This window comes from Vibrio chemaguriensis, from assembly GCF_012275705.1.
Taxonomy (GTDB): domain Bacteria; phylum Pseudomonadota; class Gammaproteobacteria; order Enterobacterales; family Vibrionaceae; genus Vibrio; species Vibrio diabolicus.
In genome coordinates this window covers 1-26596 of sequence record NZ_SHOE01000033.1, presented here as the reverse complement: position 1 = coordinate 26596, position 26596 = coordinate 1, and the positions used below count along the sequence as shown (strand labels likewise).

28 protein-coding genes and 1 riboswitch are annotated in these 26596 nt (G+C 47.3%); of the genes, 12 read left to right on the top strand and 16 right to left on the bottom strand.

The window, feature by feature from the left end; translation table 11 throughout:
• The first annotated feature begins 23 nt into the window (after positions 1-23).
• Entirely contained in the window at positions 24-386 is a 363-nt protein-coding gene (locus tag EX191_RS21015; RefSeq protein ID WP_047009761.1) for a hypothetical protein, read from the top strand.
• Between the two features lie 69 nt (positions 387-455).
• Here the strand turns inward: EX191_RS21015 and EX191_RS21010 are convergent, their stop codons facing one another.
• Positions 456-629 carry a hypothetical protein gene (locus EX191_RS21010; RefSeq protein WP_193448422.1) on the bottom strand — a complete coding sequence of 58 codons (174 nt, stop codon included), beginning with the start codon at positions 627-629 and terminating at the stop codon, positions 456-458.
• 234 nt (positions 630-863) lie between these two features.
• On the opposite strand from EX191_RS21010, the gene EX191_RS21005 reads away from it, so the two are divergent.
• The 3 genes from EX191_RS21005 to EX191_RS20995 all read left to right on the top strand — a co-directional run bounded on the left by EX191_RS21005 (position 864) and on the right by EX191_RS20995 (position 4670).
• On the top strand, positions 864-2006 hold the full coding sequence (locus EX191_RS21005; RefSeq protein WP_017447025.1) for a sugar diacid recognition domain-containing protein: 1143 nt from the start codon (positions 864-866) through the stop codon (positions 2004-2006).
• A 158-nt stretch (positions 2007-2164) separates the two neighbouring features.
• Complete coding sequence (locus EX191_RS21000; protein WP_048625544.1) at positions 2165-3517, top strand: GntP family permease; 1353 nt, start codon at positions 2165-2167, stop codon at positions 3515-3517.
• A 16-nt stretch (positions 3518-3533) separates the two neighbouring features.
• Entirely contained in the window at positions 3534-4670 is a 1137-nt protein-coding gene (locus tag EX191_RS20995; protein ID WP_048625545.1) for a glycerate kinase, read from the top strand.
• Between the two features lie 96 nt (positions 4671-4766).
• Here EX191_RS20995 and EX191_RS20990 read toward each other — a convergent pair whose 3' ends face one another.
• Complete coding sequence (locus EX191_RS20990) at positions 4767-6203, bottom strand: aminotransferase-like domain-containing protein (protein ID WP_193448421.1); 1437 nt, start codon at positions 6201-6203, stop codon at positions 4767-4769.
• 92 nt (positions 6204-6295) lie between these two features.
• Here EX191_RS20990 and EX191_RS20985 point away from each other — a divergent pair, with 92 nt between their 5' ends.
• The 3 genes from EX191_RS20985 to EX191_RS20975 all read left to right on the top strand — a co-directional run bounded on the left by EX191_RS20985 (position 6296) and on the right by EX191_RS20975 (position 8313).
• Complete coding sequence (locus tag EX191_RS20985) at positions 6296-7195, top strand: DMT family transporter (protein WP_046875578.1); 900 nt, start codon at positions 6296-6298, stop codon at positions 7193-7195.
• 67 nt (positions 7196-7262) lie between these two features.
• Positions 7263-7547: a hypothetical protein gene (locus EX191_RS20980; RefSeq protein WP_046875577.1), complete on the top strand. Its 285-nt coding sequence runs from the start codon at positions 7263-7265 to the stop codon at positions 7545-7547.
• Positions 7548-7785: 238 nt separating this feature from the next.
• Entirely contained in the window at positions 7786-8313 is a 528-nt protein-coding gene (locus tag EX191_RS20975) for a hypothetical protein (protein WP_005391876.1), read from the top strand.
• Here the strand turns inward: EX191_RS20975 and EX191_RS20970 are convergent.
• The 5 genes from EX191_RS20970 to EX191_RS20950 all read right to left on the bottom strand — a co-directional run bounded on the left by EX191_RS20970 (position 8297) and on the right by EX191_RS20950 (position 11157).
• The gene (locus tag EX191_RS20970) at positions 8297-8809 is read right to left on the bottom strand and encodes a GNAT family N-acetyltransferase (protein ID WP_006740990.1); all 513 of its coding nucleotides are present in this window, start codon (positions 8807-8809) and stop codon (positions 8297-8299) included. The two genes, EX191_RS20975 and EX191_RS20970, sit on opposite strands and share 17 nt — an antisense overlap.
• A gap of 33 nt (positions 8810-8842) precedes the next feature.
• On the bottom strand, positions 8843-9310 hold the full coding sequence (locus EX191_RS20965) for an HAD family hydrolase (RefSeq protein WP_006740991.1): 468 nt from the start codon (positions 9308-9310) through the stop codon (positions 8843-8845).
• Between the two features lie 118 nt (positions 9311-9428).
• On the bottom strand, positions 9429-9899 hold the full coding sequence (locus tag EX191_RS20960) for a GNAT family N-acetyltransferase (protein WP_193448420.1): 471 nt from the start codon (positions 9897-9899) through the stop codon (positions 9429-9431).
• Position 9900: 1 nt separating this feature from the next.
• Positions 9901-10632, bottom strand: coding sequence for a glucose 1-dehydrogenase (locus EX191_RS20955; RefSeq protein ID WP_161446011.1), 732 nt, complete (start codon positions 10630-10632; stop codon positions 9901-9903).
• A gap of 9 nt (positions 10633-10641) precedes the next feature.
• Positions 10642-11157 (bottom strand): GNAT family N-acetyltransferase, encoded by a 516-nt coding sequence (locus tag EX191_RS20950; protein ID WP_193448419.1) that lies wholly within the window; start codon positions 11155-11157, stop codon positions 10642-10644.
• Between the two features lie 270 nt (positions 11158-11427).
• Between EX191_RS20950 and EX191_RS20945 the strand changes: the two genes are divergently transcribed.
• Together EX191_RS20945 and EX191_RS20940 are read left to right on the top strand one after the other, a co-directional pair.
• Positions 11428-12522 carry a NapC/NirT family cytochrome c gene (locus tag EX191_RS20945; protein WP_085344579.1) on the top strand — a complete coding sequence of 365 codons (1095 nt, stop codon included), beginning with the start codon at positions 11428-11430 and terminating at the stop codon, positions 12520-12522.
• Positions 12523-12544: 22 nt separating this feature from the next.
• On the top strand, positions 12545-14992 hold the full coding sequence (locus EX191_RS20940) for a trimethylamine-N-oxide reductase 2 (protein WP_193448418.1): 2448 nt from the start codon (positions 12545-12547) through the stop codon (positions 14990-14992).
• Positions 14993-15062: 70 nt separating this feature from the next.
• Here the strand turns inward: EX191_RS20940 and EX191_RS20935 are convergent, their stop codons facing one another.
• The 8 genes from EX191_RS20935 to thiD form a co-directional block, all read right to left on the bottom strand.
• Entirely contained in the window at positions 15063-15788 is a 726-nt protein-coding gene (locus EX191_RS20935; RefSeq protein WP_182035868.1) for a phosphatase PAP2 family protein, read from the bottom strand.
• A gap of 183 nt (positions 15789-15971) precedes the next feature.
• Positions 15972-16586, bottom strand: coding sequence for a thiamine phosphate synthase (thiE, locus tag EX191_RS20930; RefSeq protein ID WP_193448417.1), 615 nt, complete (start codon positions 16584-16586; stop codon positions 15972-15974).
• Between the two features lie 63 nt (positions 16587-16649).
• Complete coding sequence (gene thiM / locus EX191_RS20925) at positions 16650-17441, bottom strand: hydroxyethylthiazole kinase (RefSeq protein ID WP_029831508.1); 792 nt, start codon at positions 17439-17441, stop codon at positions 16650-16652.
• An 18-nt stretch (positions 17442-17459) separates the two neighbouring features.
• A complete protein-coding gene (gene tenA, locus EX191_RS20920; RefSeq protein WP_182035157.1) occupies positions 17460-18122 on the bottom strand; it encodes a thiaminase II in 663 nt (220 codons plus the stop codon).
• Positions 18123-18140: 18 nt separating this feature from the next.
• Positions 18141-19091 (bottom strand): ABC transporter substrate-binding protein, encoded by a 951-nt coding sequence (locus tag EX191_RS20915; RefSeq protein ID WP_193448416.1) that lies wholly within the window; start codon positions 19089-19091, stop codon positions 18141-18143.
• 22 nt (positions 19092-19113) lie between these two features.
• The gene (locus tag EX191_RS20910; protein WP_025501221.1) at positions 19114-19914 is read right to left on the bottom strand and encodes an ABC transporter permease; all 801 of its coding nucleotides are present in this window, start codon (positions 19912-19914) and stop codon (positions 19114-19116) included.
• Positions 19907-20665: an ABC transporter ATP-binding protein gene (locus tag EX191_RS20905; RefSeq protein WP_193448415.1), complete on the bottom strand. Its 759-nt coding sequence runs from the start codon at positions 20663-20665 to the stop codon at positions 19907-19909. The genes EX191_RS20910 and EX191_RS20905 overlap by 8 nt, the downstream gene beginning before the upstream one ends.
• Positions 20655-21512 carry a bifunctional hydroxymethylpyrimidine kinase/phosphomethylpyrimidine kinase gene (gene thiD, locus EX191_RS20900; protein WP_161445034.1) on the bottom strand — a complete coding sequence of 286 codons (858 nt, stop codon included), beginning with the start codon at positions 21510-21512 and terminating at the stop codon, positions 20655-20657. The genes EX191_RS20905 and thiD overlap by 11 nt, the downstream gene beginning before the upstream one ends.
• Positions 21513-21609: 97 nt before the next feature.
• Positions 21610-21717, bottom strand: a riboswitch (TPP riboswitch).
• Between the two features lie 311 nt (positions 21718-22028).
• Between thiD and EX191_RS20895 the strand changes: the two genes are divergently transcribed.
• Together EX191_RS20895 and EX191_RS20890 are read left to right on the top strand one after the other, a co-directional pair.
• Entirely contained in the window at positions 22029-23414 is a 1386-nt protein-coding gene (locus EX191_RS20895) for a TldD/PmbA family protein (RefSeq protein ID WP_193448414.1), read from the top strand.
• Positions 23414-24757, top strand: coding sequence for a TldD/PmbA family protein (locus tag EX191_RS20890; protein ID WP_193448413.1), 1344 nt, complete (start codon positions 23414-23416; stop codon positions 24755-24757). The genes EX191_RS20895 and EX191_RS20890 overlap by 1 nt, the downstream gene beginning before the upstream one ends.
• An 80-nt stretch (positions 24758-24837) precedes the next feature.
• On the opposite strand, the gene trmY is transcribed toward EX191_RS20890, so the two are convergent.
• On the bottom strand, positions 24838-25437 hold the full coding sequence (gene trmY, locus EX191_RS20885) for a tRNA (pseudouridine(54)-N(1))-methyltransferase TrmY (RefSeq protein WP_005459965.1): 600 nt from the start codon (positions 25435-25437) through the stop codon (positions 24838-24840).
• Positions 25438-25597: 160 nt separating this feature from the next.
• Between trmY and EX191_RS20880 the strand changes: the two genes are divergently transcribed.
• On the top strand, positions 25598-26122 hold the full coding sequence (locus EX191_RS20880) for a DUF3087 domain-containing protein (RefSeq protein WP_193448412.1): 525 nt from the start codon (positions 25598-25600) through the stop codon (positions 26120-26122).
• Positions 26123-26596 lie beyond the last annotated feature (474 nt).

The following is a 26596-nucleotide window of genomic DNA, read 5'->3' as shown; positions in this document are numbered from 1 at the left end:
GCGGCAGTACATATGGAAACGATATGATAAATAAGACAAAAGTTACGCTATTGGCGCTAGGTACGATTTTGGTTGGATGTTCTTCAGTCACGCCGCCAAGAAATGATGCGGTTGAGAACATTCAACAAAAGTGCTCTGTAATTTTAAGCAGTGATGTTTCAGGTGAACAGCGTTGGCAGACATACAACGGCTTGCTTGTAGAATATGCTGTGCATGGCATTAAGACTCAGGCGCAGTTAGAACGCTTTGAAGCGTTTGTGCAGCGAGTACAAAATGATGAATCTGGACAGTTAGTTACCGAGCTGATTGAAGTCACCGATTGGGGATGCTCAAACGGCAATTATCTTGAAGAGATGGGCTTGTTTATTCAAGAAGTTCAAAAGTAAAAAACCGAGCGTTAAGTCGCTCGGTTTTTCTGTTTATGGAGCGCTTTGTGCGCTGGCCCTTCAGGACGTTTACTCCTCTGGGTACTCGCCCACACCTTGCGTTTTACCTTCCGCTTTCCAATGCTCACCGGGGTCAAATGCTTCATCGCATAAATCTACGGTGTAGCCCATTTCTGTGATTTCCTTTAATGTGAGGTTATCTGCAATTTTTGCGACTTCACCCGATTTATTACGTAATTCCATGTTGTTTCCTCCTCTGTAGGTAGACGAGCGGTATCGATGCACAGTGACGAATGCATCGGTGACCTTTGTTCTAAGTATATAACTCTCAGCTCAAAATGAGGGTTTAATCCATTTTTATCGTGTGGTTAATTGAGTAATGCTTTGAGCTGCTTCAGTTATTTTTAACTGTATCGTCGCGATAGTTGGCTATTTGTGATTTATTGAATGATTAAATTGTCAATCTGGAAAATCGAAATGGTTATTCTCGACCACTCCTTAGCACAGCAAATTGTCGATCGAACCATGTCCATCATTGGTCACAACGTAAATGTGATGAACTCAGCGGGCATCATCATTGGCAGTGGCGATCCAAAACGCGTTGGGCAAGTGCATGATGGCGCGGTATTGGCGTTGAATCACGGCGATTCGCTAGAGCTGAATGAGCAGCAATGTTTGACGTTGCAGGGTGTCAAACCCGGAATCAATATGCTGTTGAAATTGCATGGAGACGTGGTCGGTATTGTTGGTGTGACAGGCGAGCCCGAGAAAATTCGAGATTTCGCCAAACTGGTCAAAATGACCGCTGAATTGACAATCGAGCAAGCCGCGCTGGTGGAAAAATTTCAGTGGGACAGACGTCATCGCGAAGAGTTTATTCTGGCTTGGATCAATGGCAAATTGACCGATGAAGAGCTGAAAGATTGGGCGATGCGTCTTTCTATCGATGTGACTCAACCACGGGTGGCAACGGTGATTGAAGTCTCGACGCCGTCCGCTTCAAAAAGCATGAAGAGCGTGCGCAATATTGTTGAGTTGCTTGAATATCCGGAGCGTAACAACCTAGTTGCGATTGTCTCGGTGAATGAAATTGTGGTGTTGAAACCGTGTCATTCCGCCAAGCAGTGGGATAGCCAAGTTGAAAGTGAGCGCATTGATAAGTTGATGTCGCGTTTAAGCGATCACGATTCGCATACGTTTCACATTGCGCTAGGGCAGCTGTTTAATGAGCCTAAAGATGTCGCGTTGTCATACCAAAGCGCGAAGCAGGTATTAGCTATTGGCAAGCAGTTCTACCCAGAGAAACGTAAGTACCTGTTCGATGAACTTCGTTTGCCTGTGCTATTGGCGCCGTTGGCGGATATTTGGCAAGGTGAACAAATTATTGATGGCGTGAAACGGTTGAAAGAGAAAGACAAATCCGGGCAATTACTGAAAACCCTAGATGCATTGTTTGAATGCAATGGCAATGTGACGGAATGCTCTAAAATGCTGTTTATTCACCGGAACACTCTGCGCTATCGATTAGAAAAAATCACCGAGATAACAGGGCTGCCAACCACCAATTTTGTGGGGTTAGCGGAGCTTTATATTGCGACTCGGCTCTCAAAAATGGCTTGATATTGTGCATTTGCACAATACGCGTCATTTTTTGACCACATCATTTGTCACTCCGCCTAAAGGAATTCGAAAGCAAACGATTAATAATTCATGCGTCCCTACATGTTGAGTGAGCCAACACGGACTCGCTCAGCAAAATAAGAATAAATGGAGTTATCATGAACCTTATATTAATCTTGCTCGGGGTGATCGCATTTATTGTGCTCACGACCACCAAATTCAAATTACATCCCTTTTTAGCGCTGATCATCGCGGCGTTCCTTGCGGCATTTGCTTACGGCTTACCGGCAGATAGCATTGCCAAAACCATTGCTTCTGGCTTTGGCGGCATCCTTGGTTACATTGGCTTGGTTATCGTTTTAGGTACCATCATCGGTGTTATTTTGGAAAAAAGTGGTGCGGCGATCACCATGGCCGATACGGTCATTAAAGTGTTGGGTGAGCGTTTCCCAACATTGACCATGAGCATCATCGGTTACATCGTTTCTGTTCCGGTATTTTGTGATTCAGGCTTTGTCATTCTGAACTCGCTCAAAGAATCACTCGCGAAGCGTTTAAAAACCTCAAGCGTTGCAATGAGTGTGGCGTTGGCAACTGGCCTATACGCAACACATACGTTTGTGCCCCCAACTCCTGGCCCTATTGCCGCTGCGGGTAACTTAGGCCTGGAATCTAACCTTGGTTTAGTGATTGGTGTAGGTGTGTTTGTTGCAGCAGTTGCGGCTTTAGCGGGTATGTTGTGGGCGAACCGATTCCAACATGTAGAACCAGATGGCATTGAAGCTGCAGAGGAAATTCAGCAAGACTGGCAAGCACTCAAAGCGTCTTATGGCCAACTACCAACGGCGAGCCAAGCATTTGCTCCTATTTTTGTTCCAATCTTATTGATCTGTTTTGGCTCTATCGCGAAATTCCCAAGCTTACCGCTGGGCGAAGGTTTTGTGTTTGATGTTCTGACTTTCTTAGGACAGCCACTAACGGCGTTGGTTATTGGCCTGTTCCTTTCTGTTCGCCTACTAAAATCAGACAACAAGATTGAAGAATTTGGCGAGCGAATCAGCCAAGGTATTACGGCTGCTGCGCCTATTCTTTTGATTACTGGTGCGGGTGGTGCATTTGGCGCGGTATTAAAAGCAACGCCGCTAGGTGAATACTTGGGTACGACGTTATCGGCGCTGGGCGTGGGTATTTTCATGCCATTTATCGTTGCGGCTGCGCTAAAATCGGCGCAAGGGTCGTCAACGGTTGCACTGGTGACAACATCGGCTTTGGTTGCGCCTATGCTTACGCAATTGGGGCTAGATTCAGAAATGGGCCGCGTATTAACGGTGATGGCGATCGGTGCAGGTGCGATGACGGTTTCTCATGCAAACGACAGTTTCTTCTGGGTAGTTTCGCAGTTTAGTCGCATGTCGGTGGGCTTAGCGTACCGCGCGCAAACCATGGCTACGCTCGTTCAAGGTGTCACGGCAATGGCATTGGTGTACATTTTGAGCCTCGTTCTCTTATAAGTCTCTGGAAATACGTATGAAAGTGGTAATTGCACCTGATTCATTTAAAGAAAGCTTAACCGCCAAACAAGTGAGCGAGGCGATCAAAACAGGTCTTGCTCGCGTATGGCATGATGCTGAGTTTGTTACGGTTCCGGTCGCAGACGGTGGCGAAGGCACGGTTCAATCTTTGATTGATGCAACTCAAGGCGAACAAGTCTTCACAACGGTGACCGCGCCATTAGGGAATGATGTTGAAGCGTTTTATGGCATCCTCGGCGACGGCGAAACCGCGGTTATTGAAATGGCGGAGGCCAGTGGGCTGCACCTTGTGCCGAGTGATGCTCGCGACCCAAAACTGACCAGCAGCATTGGTACCGGACAGCTGATCAAACACGCGCTAGACAGAGGTATTCAACGCTTAATCATTGGTTTGGGTGGCAGCGCTACCAATGATGGTGGCGTGGGCATGTTGACCGCGTTGGGGGTGGCGTTTCTTGATGAATCTGGTCATGCAATTACCCCAAATGGAGACGGGTTAGCGGCGCTTGCGTCCATCGATATTTCTGGTCTTGACCCTCGTTTAGCAACTTGCGAAGTGTTGGTAGCGTGCGATGTTGATAACCCACTCTGTGGTGACAAAGGCGCGTCGGCTATCTTTGGCCCACAAAAGGGAGCGACGGCGTCAGACGTCACTCTGCTCGATAACGCATTGCGCAAGTTTGGCGAGTTGACGGAACAAGCGACGGGTAAGCACGTACTGACTCGTGAAGGGGCGGGTGCTGCTGGTGGTATGGGAGCGGCCTTGCTTGGGTACACGCCAGCACGTTTGCAACCGGGAATTGAGATTGTGCTTGAAACGGTCAAACTTGCTCAGCATGTTGCGGATGCGGATATCGTATTTACAGGCGAGGGTCGAATCGATCATCAAACCGCACATGGCAAAACGCCGATGGGCGTTGCTCAGGTGGCTAAGCAGTGTAATTTACCAGTCATTGCATTAGCAGGCTGTGTGGGCGACAACTATCAGGCGGTTTATGAGTGCGGCATTGATGCGGTGTTTGCTTGTGTACCAAGGGCGATGAGCTTACCTGAGGCCATGAAAGAGGCCGACGTCAACGTTGCCAATTTAGCCGAAAACGTCGCGAGAATGTGGCAAATTAAGTCGCACTGAGGGCGATAACGATACGAAAAAACTCCACCTTTGCGTGGAGTTTTTTGTTGTTACCAGTCTACGTATGCGGGCATAAGTTCATTTAGCAAGAGCGAGTTAACGAACATGCTTTGCTATCAACTTTGCCAGTGTTTGCATCGCGTGAATCCAATCGGTTTCACTACCAAAGTTTGCTACGCTGAGGCGCACGCAATGTCGATATTGTCCTTGAGTGCCAAATACGGTACCGGGAAGTAGGCTGATTCTGTGTTGATTACACGCTTGATACAACGCATAGCTGTCCGTTTCTTTGGGCAGGCGCAACCAAAGCAAGAACGAACCTTGCACGGCGTTGATCTGGTATCGATTTTTTAGAGATTCGTATTCATCTAAGTATTGATGAAGCATCTGGATAAATCGGCGCATGTTGTTTTGATAAACCCGACCCATTCGCGCAGTATGCGTTCGATACTTGCCTGACGTTAGAAACGTTGCCACGGCAGATTGCATCAGATTCAAACTGCCCATGTTCTCACACAGTAGATATTGCTCAATTTGATCTCGATATCGCCCCGCCAACATCCAACCAATTCTCAAACGCGAATCGAGCGTTTTGGATAACGAATTCACGTAAATTACGCGTTGCTTGTCATCGAGCAACCTCAAGCTTGGCAAAGGCTTGTTATAACTTAACCCGCCAAACACATCGTCTTCGATAATAGGAATATTGCCAGACGCCAATAGCAATTGCTGGCGCTTTTCTAGCGGCATCATGGCACCAGTTGGGTTGGTGAAGTTTGGCGTTACGATGATCGCTTTTATGTCCCATGTCGCCATTGCTTTTGCTAAGGCTTCGGGGCACATACCGTCTCGTGGGCAACTCGGAATTTCCACCACTTTGAGGCCGAGTGATTCGAGCATCAATAAATTACCAAAATAGCAAGGGGACTCCACCGCGACGATATCGCCTTTTTGTGTCGTTGCGCGCAGCGCTAGGCTAATTGCTTGCTGCGCGCCGTGCGTCACCATGATCTCATCCAACTTGGTTGGCGTGCCCAAATCTTGTGTGATTTTCGCCAGTTGTTTGATTAAGAGGTGATCACCGGGTGGCAATTGGTAATGGCTCGGTACATGCGTTTGCTGGCGGCTGTGGCGGCCAATCTCGGCGTACAAGCTTTTGATCGCGGGGGAGTCAATGTTTGGGTGGGCAGAGCCTGCGGGCAAACGCTCTTGGTATTCAGGGTACGTGAGGATTTCTTTGCAGATCGAGAGCAAATCCACGCGAGTCGGATCCGGAATTGAGCGAGAGGTCGGCAAGGCGATTTTTACTCGATAACCCGACTTGGGAACCGAGTACACCAAGTTTTGCGCTTCCAGCTCTTGATACGCACGAATCACGGTGTTTTTGCTGACGCTTAATTCTTGGCTCAATGAGCGAATGGAAGGCAGTCGATCATCCACTTGGTAAACGCCAAAATTGATGGCTTGTTTAAGGTGCTTTTCCACCACGAGGTACTTATTCCCTTCACCGCTTTCCAATAAATCTGTACCCATAAAAATACTTCCATCTGTCACTTTTTGAAAACACTGTACCTAATTACATTAACAGTATCTCAAAACATAAAACAAGCGTGAGTGAGGCGATCATGTTAATCCGAGCCATCCCTTTTGTATTTGTCATCCTTTGGGCTTCTGGATTTGTTGGTGCGCGTTTTGGTTTGCAGTATGCCGAGCCAGCGACACTACTTTCTATCCGTATGGCATTCAATGTCTTACTGTTTTTGGTTCTTGTGGCGATGTTGCGTAGAAGGTTGCCAACAGGAAGCGATTTTTGGCACAGCTGTGTGGTGGGTGTGTTGATCCATGGCTTCTATTTAGGCGGCACTTATTTCGCTATTGATTTGGGTATGCCTGCCGGGCTGAGTTCGTTGTTGGTGGGCATTCAGCCGATTTTAACCGCGGCTTTGCTGGTGGTGTTTGTTCGTGAGGAATTTAAACCCTCGCAATGGCTAGGTTTGGCTCTTGGCTTTGTCGGCATCGCTATGGTGCTGATGGGAAACATGGAGTGGCAGTCTGAGCAACATAAGTTCTTAGCCATTGGAGTCTGTTTACTGTCTTTGGTTGGTATAACGTTAGGGACGCTGTATCAGAAAAAACATTGCCAACAGGTGGATATGGTTGGTGGTGCGACGGTGCAATATTTGGCCGCACTCATCATGTTTCTGCCTGTTGCGATGCAGTTTGAAACCATGCAAGTTCAGTGGGAACTGGAGTTTATTTTGACCGTGTTGTGGTTGGTCGTCGTGCTCTCTTGTGTGGCTATCCTACTGCTGCTGTACATGGTGAGAAATGGCGCGTCTTCGAGTGTGGCGTCTGTGTTTTACCTCGTGCCGCCAACAACCGCGATTCAAGCTTGGCTCGCGTTTGGTGAGTCGTTTGATTGGATGGGCATTTCTGGCTTTGCATTGGCGGCCACGGCGGTCTATCTAGTGGTTAAAAAGCCAGATCTGACGATAAAAAAATCGGTTCAAACAGAATATACCTAAATTGGGTAGGGACATTCACGTGCCAGTGAGTACAATTCTGCTTCATCTTAATCCGTGGAGCAGAGTGATGACGGCAAAGCCAGACCGAATGACCGCGATGCGTAATATCATCGAGCAAGTAAAAGCTGAACTACCGATTTACGAACCGGAAACCTTTGTGTGTGGGCCGGAAGGGCAGTGCATCGGTTGTCCAAAGAAATTATTAGAAATGGTCGATTCAGAGGTTACTTATTGGGAGTCGGCAATGGAGCGGGGTGTGATTCCGCAGTTTGATGAGATCCGTCGTTTCGGGAAGATGTGCACTAACGTACGTCGCGGACTTGTTCGTAATAACGTTCCACTACTCGGGTAATCTACTTCAGTAAATAAGTGATTGATAAATAAAGTCCTAAAATTGACACATAAATGTGTGCGTTTGCATAGTAACTTGGCGAGCGGTCTCAACTTTGGCCCATGACTCTTGTTTGTCATCTACTAGGGCTTTAAACGTTTTAAATCAGCGATATATTGGCAAGGTCTCACATGGATGTGAGGCAAACGACCATTCATTCTGCTGAGATAAAAAAGTGAGATTAAAGGGATTTACTCTGATGGAAATCACCATAGTGCTCGCCACTTTGGCTTTCATCGCTTTGGCTGCGTTGCCAACACTACTCCACATTCATCGCCAAGCCTATGCGTCGATGTTACACAGTTCCAATTCGTCATTGGGTACCGCGCTTAAATTTTTTAACGCCCGAGTGGTGATAGACAATGCTGCCGAGCAAAACCAAGTCCACTATATTGATAGGAACGTAAAAACCTTAAGTGGTATGCCAGAAGCGAGCGCCAATAGCATTGGCGCGTTATTAGAAATCGATTTGCCGCAGAGTGGCGTGTCCAAAATTGATGTTCCCTGCAAAGGCAGTGACTTTTGTATTATTGGTCAGCAACACCCAAACAGTACCCACTTTGTGTCTATTCCCGATTATCAATTTGTCGACCAGTCAGGTCTGGATCGGGTGGTGTACATTTGGCCGCAAGGGTATACCTTGGCAGAAGAGGCATGCTATTTCTATTATGTAAATCAAGCATCCACAGAGTCTATCGTCCGAGGGCACGTTACTGAGGGTTGTTAGGCGCGCTTAACATCATCTTCTGACTCATCAACACTTCGCCATTGGGGAGAGAGACTTCTCCTAGTTCACCATGGTGCTCAAATCCAAATCGTTCGTACAACGCTATCGCGGCAAGGTTTTCCTTATAAACATTAAGTACAATGGTGTCGTAACCATATTCCCAGGCACTTTTAAGTGCGACAGACAATAGCTGCTTACCTAGCCCTTTTCCTCTGAACGCTCTATCGATATGAATACCTAAAATGCCTGTGCTAGTGAGTTGACCGCCTTCATAACCGCACAGTTCGGCAGGAAAAACCTCTACACTACCAATCAGAGCGTGATTGTCCAAAGCAACAAATTGAGGAATCGATTCAAGTTCTACGCGACGTAAAATATTGGTCAGGGTGTCTTTATCTGGAGCCGGACTGCGCAGGTATTTACCTTCGGCATAGACTCGGTTCCACAGTTCGGTAAAGCGCTCGATATCGCTTACCTGGATGGGTCTGATTTGCATTCATCTTCCTTGATTAGTGCAGGTTAGTGATGGTTAAGGTACGAGTTCAGATAAACAGCGAATTTGGTTCGGAATGGGATCGGCCGGCGCATTGGCTCCTGTTGGATTAAACCAAATCGTATTTACGCCAGCTTGCATTGCAGGGTAAATGTCTTTATGAGGCAAGTCGCCAACCATGGTTAACTCACTCACGTTAACCCCTAGCTGTTTTGCGATAGTAAGATAAAACTCAGGTTGGTTTTTAGCGATGCCGAGATTGGCAAAACAAAAGTAGCCATTTAAGTACTGGTCTAAGTCGACGCGGACGAATGCACGCTGAATCTCTTCCATGTTGGAATCAGACGCACTGGTCGCAATGTAAATAGCATGATTTTGGGAAAGTGTTGCCAGTGTTTCTTTGGCCAGAGGAATCGTTTCTACGTGTTCCCAATCGCACATTTTTCCTTGTGCGTGAGGGAAATCCACCATTAAGGTGTTCCCCCAATCGAAAAGATAAATCATGTTCGAATCTCCTTTATCCGCACATCATATCGTCTTTTCTAAAATCAGGGGATAAATTGCATCGATAAATGCGATTTAGGTGGCTTTAGTCGTGAAAAGCGCTTAATTGTCGTTATCGTTACAAATGTTTCAGCATAATGCGTGAGTTAGTTTTAAAACCTTGCTTGTCGTAAAACCGCTGTGCTGATTGATTGAATTCCATCACTTCTAATCGAACTTGTGTAGCATTGGCATCGCGAGCCCATTGCTCACAAGCCTCAAGTAGTTGGCGACCGATGCCTTGTTGCTTTTGCTCCTCATCGACAACAATCGTTCCTACTCGACAAATAGGATCTTTTATCAGAAAGCTGACGGTTTCATTCTGAGTGATCATCGCGGTTAAAAAGCCGACTACCTCCTTTTCATGTTCTGCGACTAAAAACAAGCGTTCATCATTCTCGAGAGCCTGAGTGAGGAACGCTCGGTCGTCTTCCGAAGGTGCTACAAAAGCTTCAGGCGCATTGGCAAAATGCAGTGCGTTGATTTGTAGGTTTAATTCAAAAATTGCATCCAAATCGTCGGGACTTGCTTGTCGAATGTTGACTTCCATTTTACTTACCGCCTGAAAGATCGATAAAAGAGCCTGTAACATAAGAAGCTTCATCACTGAGTAGCCAAGCGATCGCATTCGCCACTTCTTCTACCGTACCGCCCCGTTTCAGTGGAATTTGAGGGCTGAGCCTATCCACGCGGTTTGGTTCTCCACCATCGGCGTGCATATCGGTATAAATGAAACCAGGTCGAACGCCATTGACGCGAATATTTCGGTCTGCCAACTCAAGCGATAGCCCTTTGGTTAAGGTATCCATTGCGCCTTTTGATATGGCGTAATCGACATATTCAAATGGCGCGCCTGAGCGTGATGCCCCAGAAGAAACATTCACAATTGCGCCACCAGTACTGAATCGCTTCGCCGCTTCTCTACAACAGAGAAAGCAGCTATTCACATTAGTGTTCATTACTTTCTGAAAGCGTTCTAAGCTGATTTCCGCCAACGGTGACTGAGTAAATAGAATGCCAACGTTGTTGACCAAATGGGTGACTGAGCCTAGTGCGTTTTCTGTTGCATCGAAAAGGTTGAGCACTTGTTGCTCGTCAGATACATCTGCTTGAACGGCGATCGCTTTTCCGCCATTTGCTTGTATGTCTCTGACCACTTGGTGAGCTGCTTCACTTTGCGCACGGTAATTAACACACACGGCATAGCCTTGCTCGGCCAGTTTTTTCGCCGTCGCGGCTCCAATGCCTCGGCTTGCGCCAGTAACGATGACTACTTTATTCAAAATACATCCTTATTTTTGTAGTGAGTAGATTTTGTCGGCGTAACGCTTGTCGCCAATTTGGTATGCGTCAGGAATGACTTCAGATAGCTCGAATCCGCACTTCATGAGAACACGCTCTGAAGCAATATTCCCTTCAGTGACCGTAGCGGAAAAGCGGTCGATGTCATGTGTTGCTCTCGCCCAATTTAGAAGCGCTTGAAGGGTTTCTGTTCCAAACTGTCGGCTATGAAATTCAGGCAAAAGTAAGTAACCTACCTCTGCGTTACCTTCTTCAATGGCAAGGCCAGTGACGCCAATCGGTTGTTCAGATTGCTTATCGAGTATGACGAGGCAAAGCCAGTGCGGACTGTCTGGTGTCCATGGTAATAATCGCGAAGCAAATTTTTCTTTTATTTGTTTTTCGCTCGGGCGATCAAAACAGAGCTCAATGATCTCTGGTTCGGAATGTAATCGCTGAAATAGTTCCCAATCGCTGGCTTCGATAGGTCTTAATCGGCTTCGGTGAGTCTCAATATAAACTGACATGCGTGTCCTTACAGCATTTATGTAGAGAGCCAGTTTCTCATCCTCTTATCTCTTTAATCAAACGGTTGCACTTACAAAAGTGATTTGTGTGGTGAATGCCTGGTTGGATAATGAATTCTTACTGAATATTCATTTATGGGATGAAAATAACGAAATTTCATACTTGAGACACATAGAGCAACACGGAAATGATGTGGATCAAGAGAGAGCTACCCATAAAGTAGTATTTTGCGATCTATAATTACATTTTATTTGGAAGTGTTGCTAATTATGTCAATAAAAAAACGATATGTTGCACTGCTGGTTGCTGCCGGCATTGGTGTGGGCTGGTTAACATTAGGTGGTACTGCAGCGGTGATGCATTACACCTCTGATACTGAGTTCTGTCTCTCGTGCCACTCTATGGAAATCCCTTACAAAGAGTACCAAGGCTCAGTGCACTTCAGTAATGCGAAAGGCATTCGTGCCGAGTGTTCTGATTGCCACATCCCACAAGAACCGATGGACTACCTGATCACGAAGATTCGTGCATCGAAAGACATCTACCATGAGTTCGTGACTGGCAAGATCGACACGCCAGAAAAATACGAAGCGCACCGCAAAGAGCTTGCGGAGATGGTGTGGGAGCAGTTCCGTGAAAACGACTCTGCAACGTGCCGTTCTTGCCACGACTTTGACGCGATGGAAGAATTTGAGCAATCTCGCGATGCAGCGAAAATGCACGAGTACGCAAAAGCGAACGATCAAACGTGTATCGATTGTCACAAAGGCGTTGCTCACTTTGCACCAGAAGCTGAGCTAGACAGCAAGGCATTTGAAACGTTGATGAGCTTCACCACAAAAACATCACCTGGTGCCAGAGTCGTTTATCCTGTGACTGAAATCGCAATGGGTGAGATGGGTAAAATTAACCCAACGACGAAGTTAGAAGTAATCAGCTCTGAAGGTGATGAGCGTACTGTTAAGTTGGACGCATTCCAAATGAAAGGCGCAGAGCAAGTGCTGTACATGGGTGAAGGTCAACGTGCCATCGTAGCAACGCTAACCGAGCAAGGTCAGCAAGCTCTTGAGGGCGGTGAGTTTAAGGCCGACGTTTACGGCAACGAATGGCGCGCAGTGTCACTAACAGGCACGATCGATTCTCCTGTTGTAGATACGCTTGACCCAGTTTGGTCATACGCAGAAGAGCTAGACAACGTTTATTGTGCAACTTGTCACGCGAAAATTCCTTCAAATCACTTCACGGTGAACGCATGGGGACCAGTGGCGAAGAGTATGGGTGATCGAACAGACATCACTGCCGAAAACCTAGAAATTCTTACTAAGTTCTTCCAGCACCACGCGAAAGATGTGGTTGGTCACTAACGATAAATAGAAGGATAAGATTATGACTAATTTAACCCGTCGTGGATTTCTAAAAGGCACAGGTCTGGCGGCTGGCGCCATGGCATTTACTTCTTTTGCGCCTATGTCTGTTGCGTCTTCAAACCAGCGTGGTAAGGGCATTTTGACTGCGGGCCGCATGGGCCCAATGTTATGTGAAGTGAAAGATGGCAAGCTAGTATCGACCACTAATGCTCTGCCACAAACTGTACCAAATAGTCTACAAACTACTGGGCCTGACCAAGTGCATACCAAGGCGCGTGTGAAGTACCCAATGGTACGTAAAGGCTACTTGGCAAACCCATCGTCGCCAGAAGGTGTGCGCGGTAGTGATGAGTTTGTGCGTGTGTCTTGGGATGAGGCTTACAAGCTGATCCACGAACAGCACATGCGCATTCGTAAAGAATATGGCCCAGCTTCTGTGTTTGCTGGCTCTTACGGCTGGCGTTCAAGTGGCGTGCTGCACAAAGCACAGACCTTGCTGCAACGTTACATGAGCATGGCAGGCGGCTACTCAGGCCACTTGGGTGACTACTCAACGGGTGCTGCGCAGATCATCATGCCGCACGTTGTGGGCTCTATCGAAGTGTACGAGCAACAAACCACGTATCCAGTGGTGCTAGAGCACAGTGATGTGGTTGTGCTTTGGGGCTTAAACCCGATCAACACCCTAAAAATCGCGTGGAGTTCAACAGACTGCGCGGGGCTTGAGTTCTTCCATCAATTGAAAAAATCAGGCAAGACGGTTATTGCGATTGACCCTATTCGTTCTGAAACCATTGAGTTCTTTGGTGAGAATGCGGAGTGGATTGCTCCTCACCCAATGACCGACGTGGCAATGATGATGGGTATCGCACACACCTTGGTGAAACAAGGTAAGCACGATAAAGCCTTCCTCGATAAATACACCGCAGGTTACGACAAGTTTGAAGCGTACCTCATGGGCGAAGAAGATGGCGTAGAAAAATCAGCAGAATGGGCATCACAAATCTGTGGCGTACCTGCGAAGCAACTTGAGCTATTGGCTGACATCTTCAGTAAAAACCGCACCATGCTGATGGCGGGTTGGGGCATGCAGCGCCAACAATACGGTGAGCAGCGTCACTGGATGCTGGTTACACTGGCAACGATGTTGGGTCAAATCGGTTTACCGGGCGGTGGTTTTGGTTTCTCTTACCACTACTCAAACGGTGGTAACCCTGCTCGTGATGCTGGTGTACTTCCTGCGATTTCGGCATCACTGGGTGGTGGCTCTTCTGCGGGTAACGACTGGGCGGTGTCTGGCGCGGTGCAAAGCTTCCCTGTGGCGCGTATTGTCGAGGCGTTGGAAAACCCAGGTCAATCCTACCATCACAACGGTCATGAACTGACGTTCCCAGATATCAAGATGATTTGGTGGGCAGGTGGTGCGAACTTTACTCACCACCAAGACACCAACCGCTTGATTAAAGCGTGGCAAAAGCCTGAACTGATCGTGATTTCAGAACCTTATTGGACAGCAGCTGCGAAGCATGCGGATATCGTTCTGCCAATCACCACATCGTTCGAGCGCAACGACTTAACGATGACGGGTGACTACAGTAACCAACACTTGGTGCCAATGAAGCAAGTGGTTGAGCCACAAGGTGAAGCGCGTAATGACTTCGATGTATTCGCGGACATGGCGGAGATGCTAGCACCGGGTGGACGTGATGTGTACACCGAAGGCAAAACTGAAATGGAATGGCTGTACGGCTTCTACAAGGTGGCGCAACAAGGTGGCCGTGGCTCTCGCGTAGCAATGCCGAACTTCAGCAAGTTCTGGGAAGATAACCAACTGATCGAGATGAAATGGAACGAGAAGAACGCACAGTTTGTTCGTTACGCGGATTTCCGTGAAGACCCGATCATGAACCCGCTAGGTACGCCAAGTGGTAAGATTGAAATCTTCTCGAAAACGATTGAAGGTTACCAGTTGGAAGATTGTCCTCCACACCCAACGTGGATGGCACCAACCGAGTACACTGGCAATGCAAAAGATGGCGAGTTGCAGCTAATGACCGCGCATGCAGCGCATCGTCTACACAGCCAGTTTAACTACGCGAAGATTCGAGAAGAGTACGCAATTGCAAACCGTGAACCTATTTGGATTCACCCTGAAGATGCGAAAGCGCGTGGTATTAAAACGGGCGATCTAGTTCGTGCGTTTAACAACCGTGGCCAAGTATTGGTTGGCGCAGAAGTGACTGACCGAATCAAGCAAGGTTCAGTGTGTATTCATGAAGGCGGTTGGCCGGATCTGGATCCGAAAACCGGCATTTGTAAGAACGGCGGTTGTAACGTGTTAACGTTGGATATTCCGACCTCTCGACTTGCAAACGGCTGTGCGGCGAACTCGGCACTGGTTCGTATTGAAAAATACACAGGCCCAGAATTAGAACTAACAGCCTTTGAACCACCAAAAAATGGCTAGAAAAAAGTAGCGCTTGAAAGCAAGAAGCCAGCGAATCGCTGGCTTCTTTTTTATCTAGTCATCGTTCACATTAGCGCGAAGCGAGAGAAACAAACGGCATCTGTTTCTTAATCTGAAATGTCGGGAGTAAAGTAAATACAATCGCGACAAACAAGACCGAACCTATTAAATCTTCAGGGCGATGCATGCCCAGCCATAAGCGGCTATATGCGACGCTCATTCCCCACATCCATAATGACAGTGCAGAGATATAGCACTTGTTCTGTAAGAACAACCCACCAAAGAAAGCCAGACAAATCGAAACGAAAATCGTATGGCCGGATGGGAAAGAATAGTCTTTCTCGCCTTGCCAATGGCGTGTTCGCCAATCACTGACGTGTTCAGTAACCTGGTTAATTACGTTGGCTTGTTGTTTTGTATCTAACTGATAAAACGTTTCTGGTGTTTCAATCAATTGTTCTGCTGCGAGCAATTCCGTGTATGGGCGCGGGCTTTCTGTCATCAGTTTTAGCCCCGTTTTGCTGGCAAAGCCAATCACAAGTAACAGCCCTAACATTGAGAGTTTTTGCATCCACTCAGTGCGACTTGGTTTAAAGCGAAATAAAGAAAGCAGTAGCAGCGTTAAGGTAATTAAAAAGCCTTTGCTGCCAGCAGAATCTGTGAGCAAAGTAAAAGTAATACCCAGACTTTCAGGCACCTGTGAAGTGAGATTGTGATAAGAGCCAAACAGCGACATTGGGATGATGCCAAGAACAAACAAGGCGAGCATCATCAATCCATATTTTTTGGTTTTCATTGAGAGCGTTTTTGTTTTTATTGAGGGTTATTCAACCACGTGAAAATAAGGGGCTTATCTTACGTTATCTGGCGTGAAAAACTTATCAACGCTTTGTCAATTTGACGAGAGAATGAAGGCTGAGTGATGAATTGATGACATTTATCCGGAGGGTAAAGGCGCTCATCCTTAAGCGTTGGGGTCTTAATCCATCAGAGAACGTAAGTATTCTGCTGCTTTGGTTGGGTTTTCTGCATGACAAATGGCAGAAACCAAAGCCAAACCATGCACACCTGTCGCACTCAGGGCAGGAATGTTGGTTTCGTTGATGCCACCAATCGCGACGATTGGTAAGGATGTGGTGTTCAGCGCCATTTTCAAACCTTCAATACCCCAGTGTTTTTTGGTGTTGGTTTTGGTTGGTGTAGCGAAGATGGCACTCAAACCGATGTAATCAATGGGCAGAGAATCCGCCTCTGCCAGCTGCTCTTCAGTCTCAATCGATAAGCCGAGAATCTTGTTTGGGCCAATCAATTGACGAGCAATCCCCGCAGGAATGTCTGACTGTCCGAGGTGAACACCATCGGCATCGACGGCAAGGGCAACATCAACACGATCATTGATGACTAACGGGACGCCAGTGCCTTCAAGGATCGTCTTCACGGCTTGAGCTCGTTCAATAAATGCACGAACGTCACCATGTTTTTCGCGCACCTGTACCATGGTGACCCCGCCTTCTACCGCCTTTCTTACAACGTGTTTGAGAGTGGATAAATCTTGTTGGTCGTCGGTGACCAAATACAAACGATAGGCGTTCATTGTGTTTCCTTTTGCCTCCCACTTTCGTTGGAGTGAGAGGCGTTTAAAGCATTGAGAAGCGAATTATCTCACTTGTAATTTAAGACGTGTTGCCAGTGTTTCTTCATCCAGTTGGTAAAGCTCATCCAAAAGATGCATTTGCAAGCTACCTGGCCCTCGCGCTTGCTCAGCCGCAATTTCACCCACAACGCCAAGCACCGCTGCCGCAGCAAGGCCTGTTTCGTCGCCGATTGCTGCGAAAGCGCCAGTCAGTGCCGTCAGTGTGCAGCCCATTCCGGTTACGTATGGCATCATCTCGTGACCATTATTCAGCTGTACGGTTTGCTCTTTTGTCACTATGTAGTCAGTTTCGCCGGAGATCACCACGCTCGCTCCGTATTCTTCAACTAAGAAGTGAGCCGCCCCAAGGGCCGCATCACTACTGTCGAGTGCATCTACACCTTTGCTTTGCGCTTGCTCACCAGCGAGAGCAATGATTTCGGAAGCATTACCACGAATGATTAACTTGTTTGCAAGGCGGGCGATTTCGCGCGAGGTTTCGGTGCGCAGTGAACTTGCGCCGCAACCGACAGGGTCGAGCACAACGATTTTACCGTTCGAGTTGGCTTGCTCTACCGCGTAGCTCATGCGCGGTGTCCAAACGCTGTCTAGGGTGCCGATGTTGATCACCAAAGCGCCAGCAAACGACATCATTTCTGCCATTTCTTGCTTTGAATGCGCCATGATAGGCGAAGCACCGATAGCCAGCAAAGCGTTCGCCGTGTTGTTCATCACCACGTAGTTGGTAATGTTCACGACTAAAGGCTTTTGCTGACGCACTGCGGTTAATGCTTGAGTGATTTGTTCTACTAACATGAGATTCTCCAATTAACCTTATTGCGCGTTTAGACCTTGTTGCCAAAACGCCACTTCCATACGCGTTGCGGTTTTGAAGACCTGAATCAGGTTTTGACCGCGCTGGCTGTGGATGTCGATTTCAGCCAGTAGCTGGTTAAAGTGTTCGGCCCCACTTGCCACGCCAGATTGGAACTCTTCACCGCCGTACAAGTTAATCCAACTTGCGTAAGGGTTGCCTTCGTATACCGTGTTTTCATCTTCAATCAGCATTTTACCAATGGCGGCGTAGCCGATGGAGCAAGGGGCGAGCGCGGCATACAAGTCAACTAAGTCGCCCGTCATGCCCGCATCCAATACGTAGCGCGTGTAAGCTACGGTGCCAAAATCTTCCGGCTCGTTTTCCAGATCAGATTCCGTCAATCCCCACTGACCGCAGTAGGTAACATGGTGGGCAATCTCTGAATCTAAAAGCGCATGTACGCTTGGTAGTGCGCGGCGCATGTCGTCTAACGTACGTGCTTTGTAGATTGCTAGCGCATAAGCTCGCGCGTACTGTTTTAGGAATAAGAAATCTTGCTTCAAGTAATGTAGAAAACAAGGTTGAGCCAGTGTGCCTTTGGCCAATTGCTGCACGAAGGCATGCTCTGTGTATTCTTGCCAATCTTGGCGGCAAGCGTCGATCAAATCTTGGTATTTCATAATGGGGCTGCCTCGTAATTAGTCAAAGCTCGGTACGTAATCTTTCGCTTTTGGTAGCGTTTCGATGATTTTTTGTGAGTGCATGAACTCGGCGTAGTCGTCATAGCGTTTTAGATCGACTGCTGATGGACGAAGCGCGAAACGAGTTAACGTGTCATTCCATGCGCGTTGGTTGAGCTCGTTGTTTAGCGTGTCTGGTGAGTAAGCGACAAACTCTTTCCAGGACTCTTTCGGATGGTTGACGATGTAAGTAGTCGCTTGCTCCAGCGCTTTGTTGAACGCTTTGATAGCGGCTTTGTCGTAGGTTTTTGCATTCGCCACAAATACCAGTTCGTCATACGCTGGTACGCCGTGTTCTTCTGGGAAGAAGGCTTTGGCTTTGTAGCCTTCTAGCGCAAGTTGGTTGGTTTCGAAGTTACGCAAGCCGCCCCAAATAGCGTCTACTTTCCCTGATGCAAGAGAGGAAGAGAGTGCCCAACCGACGTTGATGATTTGCACGTCAGAAAACTTCACGTTCTCCTGTGCAAGCATGGTGCCGATTGTCGCCTCTTCGTTACCTGCGATAGCAATACCGATTTTCTTGCCTTTGAGGTCGCCAAGGTTATCGTTCTTGCCGTTATCCAACACCATCAATGTGTTGAGGGGAGTAGCAATCAAGGTCGCAGAGCGAATTAATGGCAAGCCAGCCGCTACGTCGATGGTCAAGCTCGGTTGGTATGAAATCGCCATATCGACTTTGCCAGCCGCAACTAGTTTGGGTGGAGTGCTTGGGTCGGCGGGTTCTTGGATATTGACCTTCAAACCTTGCTGTTTAAAGTAGCCGCGCTCTTGTGCGATCACGATAGGGCCATGGTTCGGGTTAACGAACCAATCCAGCATTAAAGTAAGCTCTTTTTCGGCAGCTAGTACGTTAGTTGAAACCATTGAAGCGAGCAGAGCAGCAGCGCTCATGAGTTTGTTTTTATTCACGAGGTTCTTCCTTTTTCTTTCCCTATTTGTTTTCCCAGGGAATGGCTTTTTTCAGTAATTTGTCAGTGGTGAAATAGAGTGCGATAGACAGCGCGGCGAGAATAAACAGCGCCGCGAACATCTCATCGATGATCATGCGAGCGTTGGCTTGCAGCATCAGATAGCCCAAGCCCTCACTTGAGCCAACCCATTCACCTACCACGGCACCAATCGGCGCAATAACCACGGCAACGCGAATACCAGACGCTAACGTTGGTAGGGCGGCAGGCAGTTGAATATGGCGCAGTAATTGCCATTTCGATGCGCCCATGGTTTTGGCAAGATCGAGATAGCCGGTGGGGGTGTTGCGCAGTCCGTCATAACAACAAGTTGTTACAGGGAAAAAGATGATGATCGCCGCCATTACTACTTTCGATGCAATGCCGTAACCCAGCCAAAGCATGAGCACTGGCGCGATAGCAAATACTGGAATTGCTTGGCTAGCAATCAGAATTGGGAGTAACCAACGCTTCAGCGGCTCGAACATCAGCATTTGTAAAGCGAATAGCAACCCCATCGATAAGCCGAGTGCGAGGCCAAGAAGGATCTCTTGCGCGGTGACCCAAGTGTGTTTGAGTAGCACGTCGTATCGAGTGATTAATCTATCCAATACTTCTATTGGCGAAGGCAAGATGAAGCTCGGCATGTCAAACACCACTACAATGAGTTGCCACAAACCTAAGATCACGGCTGCGCTGATCAGCAGACGCAACGCCGGATGAGTTACGCGTTCCTTTTTACTAATACGCGCCGAAACGGAGTTGTACTGAGTCATATCACTCATAGTCTTTCTCCAACTGATCCAAAATCGCCTGCTGTAGCGCTGCGCACTCTCCATTGAGAGATCTTGGTGGCTTGGAGTCCGGAACAACCAAGTGCTGCGCTTGAGCAGGCGTGCCTTGCAACACATAGAGTTGGTGTGCCAATCGCACCGCTTCTTGCGGATCGTGCGTAATCAAGACAACGGTTTTGTCCTTAAGTAACTCGGCAGAGAGAGTTTGCAATTTGTGGCGAGTGACCGCATCTAGCGCGGAGAAAGGTTCATCCATCAAAACCAAAGGTTTGTCTTGCATCAGAGTGCGAGCAAGGGCTACGCGCTGGCGCATACCTCCAGAGAGTTGAGCGGGTTTGGCGTAAGCGTAATCTGCCAACCCAACGTGCTCTAACAAGTTGAGAGCACGTTGTTTCTCATTCGCTGGATTTGAGTTGGTGTGAGAAAAGCGCGAGCTGAGGCAGACGTTATCCAGCACGTTAAGCCAAGGCAGCAACAAATCTTGCTGGGCCATATAAGCGATACGGCCATGCAGTGCAGCGCCATCGGTTGTGATGAGTTTGCCATACCAGTCAACTTGGTCATCCAGTAAACCAGCTAAGTAACGTAATATCGTGGTTTTTCCGCAGCCACTTCGCCCGAGCAATACCGTCCATTGACCGACAGGAATGGTCATGTTCACTCCCGCTAAAGTCGGTGTTTGGCTGTCTTTGTATTGCAAACTGGCGTCGGAAAGCTGAATGCCAATCGCGTTAGCGAACATAAGTATGACCCGAAAAAAAGTGATTCACAGGGCCGTGACCTTTACCGACATCCAATTCATCAGCGTGTGCGATAGCTTGGCTGATGTACTGCTTACCAAGGTGCACTGCTTTGTGTAGGTTGTTGCCTTGGCTAAGGTAAGACGCAATGGCGGAAGACAGTGTACAGCCCGTACCGTGGGTGTTTTTGGTCGGAAAACGCTTGGCGCTGATTAACTCGGCACAGTCTTGCATGATCAGCAGATCGTTGCTGTTTTCATTTTCTTCAAGATGACCGCCTTTGAGCAGAATAGCTTTGGCACCAAGTGCACGAAGGTCGGTAATCATATCGTTCATTTCAGATTCTGATTGAGGCACTGGCTTACCCGTCAATGCTGCACCTTCTGGCAGGTTAGGAGTGATGATGTCTGCCAGTGGAATTAACTCTTCTTTTAATGTGCTGATTGCCGACTGTTCCAGTAATAGATCGCCGCTGGTGGCCACCATTACAGGGTCAATCACGAGGTGTTTTGGCTGGTATTGTTTAATTTTGTCTGCAACAACTTTGATGATGTTGGAGTCGGCTAGCATGCCCACTTTGACTGCAACGATGTTGAGGTCGGTAAATACTGCATCAAGTTGGCTCTCTACATGGTCGAGAGGAATGGGGAAAATCGCAGAAACGCCTTGGGTATTTTGCGAAGTAATCGCCGTGATTACCGAGCAAGCAAAACTGCCGGTTGCGGACATCGCTTTGATGTCGGCTTGAATACCTGCACCGCCACCACTGTCTGAGCCCGCGATGGTCAATACGATAGGGGTAGGCAAGGCTGGCGTGTGATGTGAATGAGGTTGTGATTGCTGCGTCATGGTCGCTCCTACTACAAGACGTATAGGAACTGACTTTGACCGTTGCAGATAGATCGATTTTTCGATCGCTATCGCTTACCTAAGAGGGGCGACGAAAGGCAAAGTGTGCATAGTTCCCTACGTCAGTGCTAACTGAATCAGGTTCAACGGGTCTCGAATTTCGATCTCAGCCAACACTTGTCGTGTGGCCCCCCGACTATTTCGTTCGGATGATAGCAGGACCATTGCGGAAGGGATACGTTTTTTGAGCGTAATTATAATGAGTATTCAATTATGCGAGGTGAGTGATAAAGTAAGCACCTAAATGGTTTGCTGTGTGGAATTTACTAGTGCAACGCTCTGGTGAATGAGCAGAACCTGGAATATTTAATAAATAATCGTGGTCTCGCTAAGCAAGGATTAGCACAAAACAAGGTTAAAAAACTGTTAAAATTTAACGTGTTGCCAATTTAACTTTGTTGAACTTTTTCACAGTTAATTAGGAAGGCTAAGACGATCATCGAGCAAGGAGACTTCATGCTTAATTCTGCAACAGCGAAGTCAGTGATCGATCATGCTCTCTTTTTAGGGGCTGATTTCGCTGAACTATTCGTTGAACATCATCAAACTAACACCGTCCAGATCGCATCTGGTGAGGTGGACAAGGTCAATTCGGGGATTGATTTTGGTATCGGTATTCGCCTCTTCTTCGGTCACAAAGTGCTTTATGGATACACCAATAGCACGGACGAAGCCGAGCTAAAACGCGTAACCTCATTGCTTGCGGCAAAAGACAAGCGTGAACAAATCGCGTCAGCAGGTTCTTTAAATTTGAACCGCTACCCAATCCAACACGGTTGCCGCATGCCGTTAAGTCAGGATGCCAACTTAGATTCAAAAATCGCGTTTCTATTGAAAGTTGACCAAGCTGCGCGTGCAGAAAGTGAGTACATCAGCCAGTTCATTGGTAGTGTGCTTCAGCGCGAGCAACAAGTGTCTATCTTCAACTCAGAAGGTTTGCATGTAGACGATACGCGTCACTACATTCGTGTGGCGGGTAACACCGTTGCTCAAAAAGGTAATGAGCAGTCTTCTGGTATGGAAGGTCCTGGCGCTCTTGCTGGTTGGGAGTTCAGCGAACAGCTTGATGCGAAAGAGCTGGGTCAAACTATCGCGCAGCAAGCGTTAGTGAAACTTGGCGCGGATGCTTGTCCATCGGGGGAAATGCCAGTGATAATTGGTAACGGCTTTGGCGGCGTTATCTTCCATGAAGCGTGTGGCCACTTACTCGAAACCACTTCGGTTGCGAAGAAAGCGTCCGTATTCCACGACAAGATGGGCGAAATGATTGCTCACACCGCAGTGAATGCTGTCGATGACGGCACCATGACCAACGAATGGGGCTCGATTCATGTTGATGACGAAGGCATGAAGACTCAGCGCACTCAATTGATCAAAGACGGTAAGCTAACCAGCTTTATGGTCGATAAAATGGGTGGCATGAAGACAGGTTATGAGCCTACGGGTTCTGGTCGTCGTCAGAACTACAAGTTCGCACCAACCTCGCGTATGCGTAACACCTTTATCGAAGAAGGCGAGCATTCACTTGATGACATGCTGGCAGGTATCGAACGTGGTATCTATGCGAAGAAGATGGGCGGCGGCTCGGTTCAACCGGGAACGGGCGAGTTTAACTTTGCTGTTCGTGAAGCTTACCTCATTGAAAATGGCAAAATCACCAAACCTCTGAAAACAGCAACGCTGATCAGTACGGGTCCAAAAGTGTTGAAAGAAATCAGCATGGTCGGCAAAGACATGGCGCTTGCGCCGGGCATGTGTGGTTCAGTAAGTGGTTCAGTACCAACAACAGTCGGTCAGCCAACACTGAAAGTAGATAATATTCTGGTAGGAGGCGGTAACTAATGAGCCAAGAAAAACAACTTCTTAATGCGGTTGATTACGTACTATCAGAAGCAAAGCGTCAAGGCGCAGAAGCGGACGTCATTGTAAACTGCAACAGCAGCTTTTCGCTGAAAGCAAACCAAGGCAAGCTGGATGAGTACAAAGTAAGCTCAAGTCAAGTGCTGGGTGTTCGAGTTATTAAAGATGCTCGTGTCGCGACAAGTTATTCTGAATCACTCGAGCAACCAAGTTTAGATTTGATGCTCACAAACGCGCTGCAAAGTGCTCGCTTTTCCAAGCAAGATGAACATCAGAGCATTAGTTGCGTGAACAGCCAAATCACCACTGATATTGCAGAAATTGCGCAAGACGATACCACATCGGTCGATGAGAAAATTGAACTGTCCCTTGCGCTTGAGCAAGGTGTTGTGGCTCTGCCTCACGCTTCAAGCTCACCATACAATGGTTACAGTGACGGTGAAACTCAGCTCATCATCGCGAATACTCAAGGTACGTTATGTCAACATTTCGAGCGATCGTTCACTTGTTACGCGTATACCCTGTTTGAAAAAGACGGCAAACAGTCGATGGCAGGTAGAATGTCGCTAGGTCGCCGTTTTGATGAGTTGGATCCAGCTTATTGTATAGAAGGCGGTTATAACCTTGCTCGTGATCTTCTTGAAGGTGTACCGGTTGCGACGGGTAACTACCCTGCTATTTTCCACATTAATGCGCTAGCAAGTTTATTCGGTGCTTTCGGCAGTGCTTTCTCTGGCGTAAGCGCGATGAAAGGCATTACGCCACTGGGTGATAAGCTTGGTCAAAGCGTAGCAAGTGAACTTCTCACCTTTACCGATGCGGCATACATGCCCAATGGTATGGCTATCGCAGGGTTTGATAGTGAAGGCTTCGCTACTCAAGATAATGTGATGATTGCTAATGGTGAGTTGAAAACCTTGCTACACAACAGCCAGACTGCAAGTTATTTGGGCGCAGTCTCGACAGCAAGTGCAGCTCGCGGTGCTAAATCGAGCTTAGACGTATCAGCCAATCACAAAGTGATTGCGACAGGCAACAGCAGTGCGTCAGAAGTAAAAGCGGGTGAGTACCTAGAGTTAGTGGAACTGCAAGGGGTTCACTCTGGTGCAGATGCTGTCAGTGGTGATTTCTCATTTGGTGCGAGTGGTTTCTTGTGCCGTGATGGTCAACGTGTTCAACCTGTGCGCGGAATTACAGTTGCAGGTAACTTCTATAAGATGCTGCAAGAAGTAGAAGCTGTGGGTGATACGCAGCTTATTAATGATAGCCGCACTTTCTTCGCGCCAGATGTGCGTTTTGCTCGATTGAGTATTGGCGGTAAATAAGCGCGGCATAGAAAGTCAGAAACAAAAAAGAGGACTCAATCGAGTCCTCTTTCATCATCTAGCAACGTATACGCGAATAACTAGAATTCGCGGATATCCAGTTCGTTGTGGATCAATACTACACACTGAGAAGCAAACAGCATCTTAGGTCCAAGGCTGATTTTCTCAGTACCTAGGCGCTTCAAGCTGTTGAACGACTTCTTCGGCATCGGAATGTGGTCGGTTAGCAAGAAACATGGGTTTTCACCAATTTCTGCATCACGAACAAATTCGCCTTTCTTGTCCAACATATAAAGTTGGTGGTCTTCTGCCAGTTCTTGAACCAAGCGTTCGAAGCTCACTGTACGAACCGTAATACCCGGCTCAACTTCACGAAGCTGCTCTTTACCCATACCAACAGATGCGTCCAACGCACGAGCAACCGCTGCAATCAGAGTCGACTCGTGAAAACCGCCAATGTTGGTAATGTCGTTTGAACGAATGGTAATCGTGCGCGAGTAATCCTTCGTGCTCTCTAATACCAAATGGACAACCACATCTTCACGGTGAGATTGTGCCACGAACATGGTGTTCATCATGGTATGAGCAAGGATCTCGGTATGCGCCTCGTTACCAACACCTTCTAATAGTGCTTTGCTGGTGGTTGGCGCCGCGCGAGCTCGTAAAACAAAAGAGCGCATGAATTTAGCCTCTATATAGAAAGAGTGAATGCGCGGAAGTATATACCTAAGCAGGGAACGGATGCGAGTTTAATAGTAAATGTGAACTTACTTACAAAGCTTCGATTGTGGAGCTGGGTGTGCTCGTTAGAATAGGAGGCAACCCTGTTAGGAGTGGTATATGGAAATCAAACAGATAAATAAAGACATTTATAAAAAGAAAGTAAACCTGGTGATTGGCGGTTTTGTTGCGTTGCTCGCTATCTCATCTCTTGCCTTTAGTACCTTGCTTATTGTTTTGTTTGGCAACACTGAAGTCGTACCTGAACAATCAACGGGAAACTTTCATTGGAATTTGATTGGTGTCGTTCTCGCAGTCGCAACTTCCCTCTCTTTATTGAATCAAATTAAAACTCGACCATACATGGAAGAGGTGCTGTACGTTTGGAAGCTCAAGCAACTGCACAACAAAATATTTCGTAAACTAAAAAGCATTAAAGCAGCCGCGAGCAATGACGATGTAAAAGCGCTCACTACGCTTAAGTTCTATTACACAACGCAACAACAAGTGTTTGAGTTAGACAACAACACATTGACGATGAATAGTGTAAATAAAGAATTAGAGGCAATTGAGCAAATCGAAGCGGCGCAATCACTGGATCTTGATATCACCAGCTTTAAAGAGAGCTGGGTAGACACATACTGATTGCCTATTTGCTACTTGAAGTTAACAACTGAGTGCCAAAATCAAGCGTTTGAGTGAGATTTAATCACTCGATGCTTTTTTTTAAGTTTTTTTCTAAAAAGGGGTTGCCAAGAAAAATCATCTCCCTATAATGCGCCTCCGTTGTCAGGGCAAAGCGGAAACGCAAAAGCGGTTGGCAACAAGGCGAAAGAAAAGCTTCTAAAAATTAATTTAAAAAAGTGTTTGACACTGAAAGTTAATTCCTTAGAATACGCCTCCGCTTCGATAGCAAAGCTTACGAAGCAAGCTCTTTAACAATATAGACCTATCAATCTGTGTGGGCACTCGTTGATGATAATCCAATTAGAAATTTCTCTTAATAAAGAGGGGTTTCAAATTAGGTTTCAATGATACGAAGTGACCATTGAATCTTCGGATTCAGCACAGTCAATTCAAACATTACTTTATGTAATGTTCAGTATTCATTGAGCCGAC

Bases quoted from the DNA above. Each gene is read 5' to 3' on its own strand.
- EX191_RS21015 (WP_047009761.1), top strand. From the start codon at position 24: ATGATAAATAAGACAAAAGTTACGCTATTGGCGCTAGGTACGATTTTG.
- EX191_RS21010 (WP_193448422.1), bottom strand. From the start codon at position 629: ATGGAATTACGTAATAAATCGGGTGAAGTCGCAAAAATTGCAGATAAC.
- EX191_RS21005 (WP_017447025.1), top strand. From the start codon at position 864: ATGGTTATTCTCGACCACTCCTTAGCACAGCAAATTGTCGATCGAACC.
- EX191_RS21000 (WP_048625544.1), top strand. From the start codon at position 2,165: ATGAACCTTATATTAATCTTGCTCGGGGTGATCGCATTTATTGTGCTC.
- EX191_RS20995 (WP_048625545.1), top strand. From the start codon at position 3,534: ATGAAAGTGGTAATTGCACCTGATTCATTTAAAGAAAGCTTAACCGCC.
- EX191_RS20990 (WP_193448421.1), bottom strand. From the start codon at position 6,203: ATGGGTACAGATTTATTGGAAAGCGGTGAAGGGAATAAGTACCTCGTG.
- EX191_RS20985 (WP_046875578.1), top strand. From the start codon at position 6,296: ATGTTAATCCGAGCCATCCCTTTTGTATTTGTCATCCTTTGGGCTTCT.
- EX191_RS20980 (WP_046875577.1), top strand. From the start codon at position 7,263: ATGACGGCAAAGCCAGACCGAATGACCGCGATGCGTAATATCATCGAG.
- EX191_RS20975 (WP_005391876.1), top strand. From the start codon at position 7,786: ATGGAAATCACCATAGTGCTCGCCACTTTGGCTTTCATCGCTTTGGCT.
- EX191_RS20970 (WP_006740990.1), bottom strand. From the start codon at position 8,809: ATGCAAATCAGACCCATCCAGGTAAGCGATATCGAGCGCTTTACCGAA.
- EX191_RS20965 (WP_006740991.1), bottom strand. From the start codon at position 9,310: ATGATTTATCTTTTCGATTGGGGGAACACCTTAATGGTGGATTTCCCT.
- EX191_RS20960 (WP_193448420.1), bottom strand. From the start codon at position 9,899: ATGGAAGTCAACATTCGACAAGCAAGTCCCGACGATTTGGATGCAATT.
- EX191_RS20950 (WP_193448419.1), bottom strand. From the start codon at position 11,157: ATGTCAGTTTATATTGAGACTCACCGAAGCCGATTAAGACCTATCGAA.
- EX191_RS20945 (WP_085344579.1), top strand. From the start codon at position 11,428: ATGTCAATAAAAAAACGATATGTTGCACTGCTGGTTGCTGCCGGCATT.
- EX191_RS20940 (WP_193448418.1), top strand. From the start codon at position 12,545: ATGACTAATTTAACCCGTCGTGGATTTCTAAAAGGCACAGGTCTGGCG.
- EX191_RS20935 (WP_182035868.1), bottom strand. From the start codon at position 15,788: ATGAAAACCAAAAAATATGGATTGATGATGCTCGCCTTGTTTGTTCTT.
- thiE (WP_193448417.1), bottom strand. From the start codon at position 16,586: ATGAACGCCTATCGTTTGTATTTGGTCACCGACGACCAACAAGATTTA.
- thiM (WP_029831508.1), bottom strand. From the start codon at position 17,441: ATGTTAGTAGAACAAATCACTCAAGCATTAACCGCAGTGCGTCAGCAA.
- tenA (WP_182035157.1), bottom strand. From the start codon at position 18,122: ATGAAATACCAAGATTTGATCGACGCTTGCCGCCAAGATTGGCAAGAA.
- EX191_RS20910 (WP_025501221.1), bottom strand. From the start codon at position 19,914: ATGAGTGATATGACTCAGTACAACTCCGTTTCGGCGCGTATTAGTAAA.
- EX191_RS20905 (WP_193448415.1), bottom strand. From the start codon at position 20,665: ATGTTCGCTAACGCGATTGGCATTCAGCTTTCCGACGCCAGTTTGCAA.
- thiD (WP_161445034.1), bottom strand. From the start codon at position 21,512: ATGACGCAGCAATCACAACCTCATTCACATCACACGCCAGCCTTGCCT.
- EX191_RS20895 (WP_193448414.1), top strand. From the start codon at position 22,029: ATGCTTAATTCTGCAACAGCGAAGTCAGTGATCGATCATGCTCTCTTT.
- EX191_RS20890 (WP_193448413.1), top strand. From the start codon at position 23,414: ATGAGCCAAGAAAAACAACTTCTTAATGCGGTTGATTACGTACTATCA.
- trmY (WP_005459965.1), bottom strand. From the start codon at position 25,437: ATGCGCTCTTTTGTTTTACGAGCTCGCGCGGCGCCAACCACCAGCAAA.
- EX191_RS20880 (WP_193448412.1), top strand. From the start codon at position 25,598: ATGGAAATCAAACAGATAAATAAAGACATTTATAAAAAGAAAGTAAAC.